We start from the raw sequence: 3,296 nt of genomic DNA on the forward strand, positions 1-3,296 counted from the left end.
CACTATCTAATGATTTTCATTCGTGAAAATTGCCTTGTGTTATTTATTACTGGGTGAATTAGCACAACCATGAAAGTTGCAAAAGATTATCTTAACACCCCACGAACGATCAAATCTGATTCTAACCTTGCTGATGTTTTAAAAAAAATCATTGATGAGAAAAAAAGCCGTCTTTTGATCACCGATAATGGAAAAATCAATGGACTTGTAACTGAAAAGGATTTGGGATTTTTCTTACTTACTGATGATAGTGAACGAAAACTAGATGAAATCCCATTATCTGAAATTGCCGTGAAAATAATCTCTGTTGATGAAAAAACAAGACTTGATGAATGTGCAGGTATTATGTTAAAAAATGGAATTGGGTCATTAGTTGTAACCTCAAATAATGAAGTTGTTGGGATTTTGACAAAAACAGATCTTGTGAGATATTTCTCAAAAACTCATTCTGGAGAAAAAATTGTAGGCGAATATATGTCTCCATACTATGCTTGGAAGTATTCTGATACTCCTTTGTATGAAGTAGTGTTAAAAATGATCAATGAAAAAATTTCACGAGTCATAATTAGGAATCATGATGAAACCCCTGTTGGAATTGTAACTTTTAGAGATTTATTCAAACTTGCACTAACCTTAGGTGAACAAGACGATGTACTGGATAATACTGATCCTGTAATTTCTGTAATATTTCCACGAAAAGGCTTCATATCTAATTCTGGTTTTGGTGGGAGTACAAAAATTGATGAAATTATGAATGCTGATATTATTTCTGTGGATTACGATGATGATTTGACAAAAACCGGAAAATTATTGTTGGATAAAAACATCAACGGCGTTGGTGTTTTATCTGGGCATGGAAACATTATTGGAATTCTCAGTAAAACAGACATTGTCAAAGCTTTGGCGTTTCTGAAATAATCTTATTCTTGATCCATTTGAAATCAAATATTGAAATCGTGTTTCAAGTGTGCCTGATGTTGGAAAATATGATTTTGAAATTGTCTAAAACTCTAATAATTCCATATTTGATATAGTATCATTGGATTATGAAAAATTCTGTTCCCAAATTTTAGAGGCTGATCCTAAAATCAGATTTGCTACTGTGTATGATGAGTGGGCAACGCATGTTGGCGGTGGCATGAGAAAAGGTTTGGAAAATTTACTTTCCGAGCATGCAGAAAATGAGTTAGTAAATATCTCTGTACTTGATTGGAAAGCAAGAAAGGATATGTCAAAATGGCTTGGTAAAACTATCTACACTTTGGCAGAATATGATAAGGTTAAACGATTTTCATTTTATCTGGGGGATGAACATCTACTTCTTGTTAGTGCTGAACGAGATTGCAATACTCACAATGTTGTTGATAAAGTGATTCAACTTTATTATGAAAATCAAGAATGAGTTAATTCTTAATTAACTTTGATTGATGTCCCATCCATTTTTTTAGGGATTTTAATTTCTAATCTTCCTTTCTCAAACTTGGTGGTGATTTTTTTGCTGTCTACTTTTCCAGGTAGTGAAACTGATTTTTTAAAATATTCAAATTTTGTAATTTTCCCTAATTTCTCTTCTGAATATTTCTCTTTAAGCTTTGCTTCTACAGTGACAGTATTTTGATTAAAAATAATGTTGATATTTTTTTTACCTACCATCGGAAGATCGAATTCAACTATCCAGTAATTGTCGTACTCTCTTAGACATGAAAGTGGTGAAAGAATCCTCTGTTCAATATCATCTAATAATGGTGTAAAAACTGGTAGTGTCATATCAAATTCAAAATCGTCCTTTTTCATTTTATCACCTGTAAATTTGTGGGACTCCTTTACCATGATCTTGGTTATGCTGCAGTGTCTTGATTGTTTCTTCCATTAAATTCCTATATTGTATTCTAAGCTTGTCCATTCTATTTTGAATGTCTTGTGTTTCTACTTGTATGTCTAAAACTTTTGCTAGTGTCTCTATTGCGATAATTGATGCTTCTGGATCTGGAAAGAAAGGATGACATTCTGCATAAAGCACCAGTGCTGGAATCTTTGATTTTCTGAAAACTGAAATTATGGCAGCATCTACTCCAAAAATACTTCCTTCTAAAAATTTTGGAATTTGATTGTTGTATAGAATGTTCTCCAATATCTGATCAGTCACAAGACCATAAATTTTTGGAGTTTCTTTTGACTGATTAATTGCCCCCATCCCACTAACAATTACTATTTTTTTTATTCCATTTTTTTGGCAAAATTCATGGGTTGCATTAGCAAACCTTTCTGCAAAATATTGGTTAAATGGCACCTCTGATATGATTATGAAAATATTTTTCTTATTGTAAACTCTGACGGGTCCTATAATTTCCCCACCTTCTACAAATAAAGTTGCAGGAAGATCTTCCACTTCAATTTCCCCTATTTGCTTCATTTTTAGATGGTGAATTATGTATGATATTGAAAAAGTACCTACAAGCCCGTTACTAGGAAATCCTACCAATAATGTATTTTCTTGAGTATCGGGCTTTGCAATCTTCATACTGTCTATGATAATTGTTACTAATAAAAGAAAATACACCATTCTCAAAATTGAGATCTACTAAAACAATACGCTTAATTCGGTAATTGTTAGACCACTTTTATGATAAATCCGGAATTGATGAAATTGCTTGAAACAAATGATATTTTAGATATTCTGAGAGAATCAGTTGCATACCAATTACAAAAAATTCATAATGTTGAAAAAACAAGTGAGGGGCGTGATTGGTATCAAGAACTGCCTGCAATTGTAAAGTCAAAATTTGATAGTTACAAAACAGATTATGAGAATCTTGTACGAATACTCACTTTGGATCATGAACAAATGAAGCTTGAAATGAACAAGGGTTACTACTATTGGCGATTAGTACGTTCGGCATGCAATACATACCAAAATGATCTGGTTGAATATGATCAACAACTGAGTCAAGAGTTTAACTTACAAGAAACCGAAGCAATTTCAGATAACGCAGCACTTCATGAATGTATTGGTATTTTAGACCAACACGCAATTGACAAATAAGATAAACTCACAGTTGAATTCTGACCGGATCATGAATTCATTCTCTGTTGAATCTTTTTATGATGTTACATTGAATAAAACATGTGGAAATAAAGTCTGAAAAATCAATTAAAGAATATCTCAAAACCTTGCCTGATGATACCGTAATCAAATACTACCTTGATGTGGAATATAGCCCATTCCCTCTTTTGCTTATTGAAGAATATACAAGGCGATTCAAACGTAAAACTAAAGACGAAATTCTCAAAGATCT

General features: G+C 32.3%; 5 protein-coding genes. 3 read left to right on the plus strand and 2 right to left on the minus strand.

Going from position 1 to position 3,296, the window contains the following annotated elements; translation table 11 throughout:
- Positions 1-69: 69 nt before the first annotated feature.
- Together BD31_RS09595 and BD31_RS09600 are read left to right on the plus strand one after the other, a co-directional pair.
- The gene (locus BD31_RS09595; protein WP_008301858.1) at positions 70-918 is read left to right on the plus strand and encodes a CBS domain-containing protein; all 849 of its coding nucleotides are present in this window, start codon (positions 70-72) and stop codon (positions 916-918) included.
- 121 nt (positions 919-1,039) lie between these two features.
- Positions 1,040-1,402 carry a hypothetical protein gene (locus tag BD31_RS09600; protein WP_008301857.1) on the plus strand — a complete coding sequence of 121 codons (363 nt, stop codon included), beginning with the start codon at positions 1,040-1,042 and terminating at the stop codon, positions 1,400-1,402.
- A gap of 8 nt (positions 1,403-1,410) precedes the next feature.
- Here BD31_RS09600 and BD31_RS09605 read toward each other — a convergent pair whose 3' ends face one another.
- Entirely contained in the window at positions 1,411-1,794 is a 384-nt protein-coding gene (locus BD31_RS09605; protein WP_048097660.1) for an Hsp20/alpha crystallin family protein, read from the minus strand.
- A 4-nt stretch (positions 1,795-1,798) separates the two neighbouring features.
- Positions 1,799-2,521 carry a proteasome assembly chaperone family protein gene (locus BD31_RS09610; RefSeq protein ID WP_008301855.1) on the minus strand — a complete coding sequence of 241 codons (723 nt, stop codon included), beginning with the start codon at positions 2,519-2,521 and terminating at the stop codon, positions 1,799-1,801.
- Between the two features lie 102 nt (positions 2,522-2,623).
- Between BD31_RS09610 and BD31_RS09615 the strand changes: the two genes are divergently transcribed.
- Entirely contained in the window at positions 2,624-3,043 is a 420-nt protein-coding gene (locus BD31_RS09615) for a hypothetical protein (RefSeq protein ID WP_100222211.1), read from the plus strand.
- Positions 3,044-3,296: the final 253 nt, after the last annotated feature.

The sequence above is a fragment of the Candidatus Nitrosopumilus salarius BD31 genome, from assembly GCF_000242875.2.
GTDB classification, from domain to species: Archaea; Thermoproteota; Nitrososphaeria; order Nitrososphaerales; family Nitrosopumilaceae; genus Nitrosopumilus; species Nitrosopumilus salarius.

Bases quoted from the DNA above. Each gene is read 5' to 3' on its own strand.
- BD31_RS09595 (WP_008301858.1), top strand. From the start codon at position 70: ATGAAAGTTGCAAAAGATTATCTTAACACCCCACGAACGATCAAATCT.
- BD31_RS09605 (WP_048097660.1), bottom strand. From the start codon at position 1,794: ATGAAAAAGGACGATTTTGAATTTGATATGACACTACCAGTTTTTACA.
- BD31_RS09610 (WP_008301855.1), bottom strand. From the start codon at position 2,521: ATGAAGATTGCAAAGCCCGATACTCAAGAAAATACATTATTGGTAGGA.
- BD31_RS09615 (WP_100222211.1), top strand. From the start codon at position 2,624: ATGATAAATCCGGAATTGATGAAATTGCTTGAAACAAATGATATTTTA.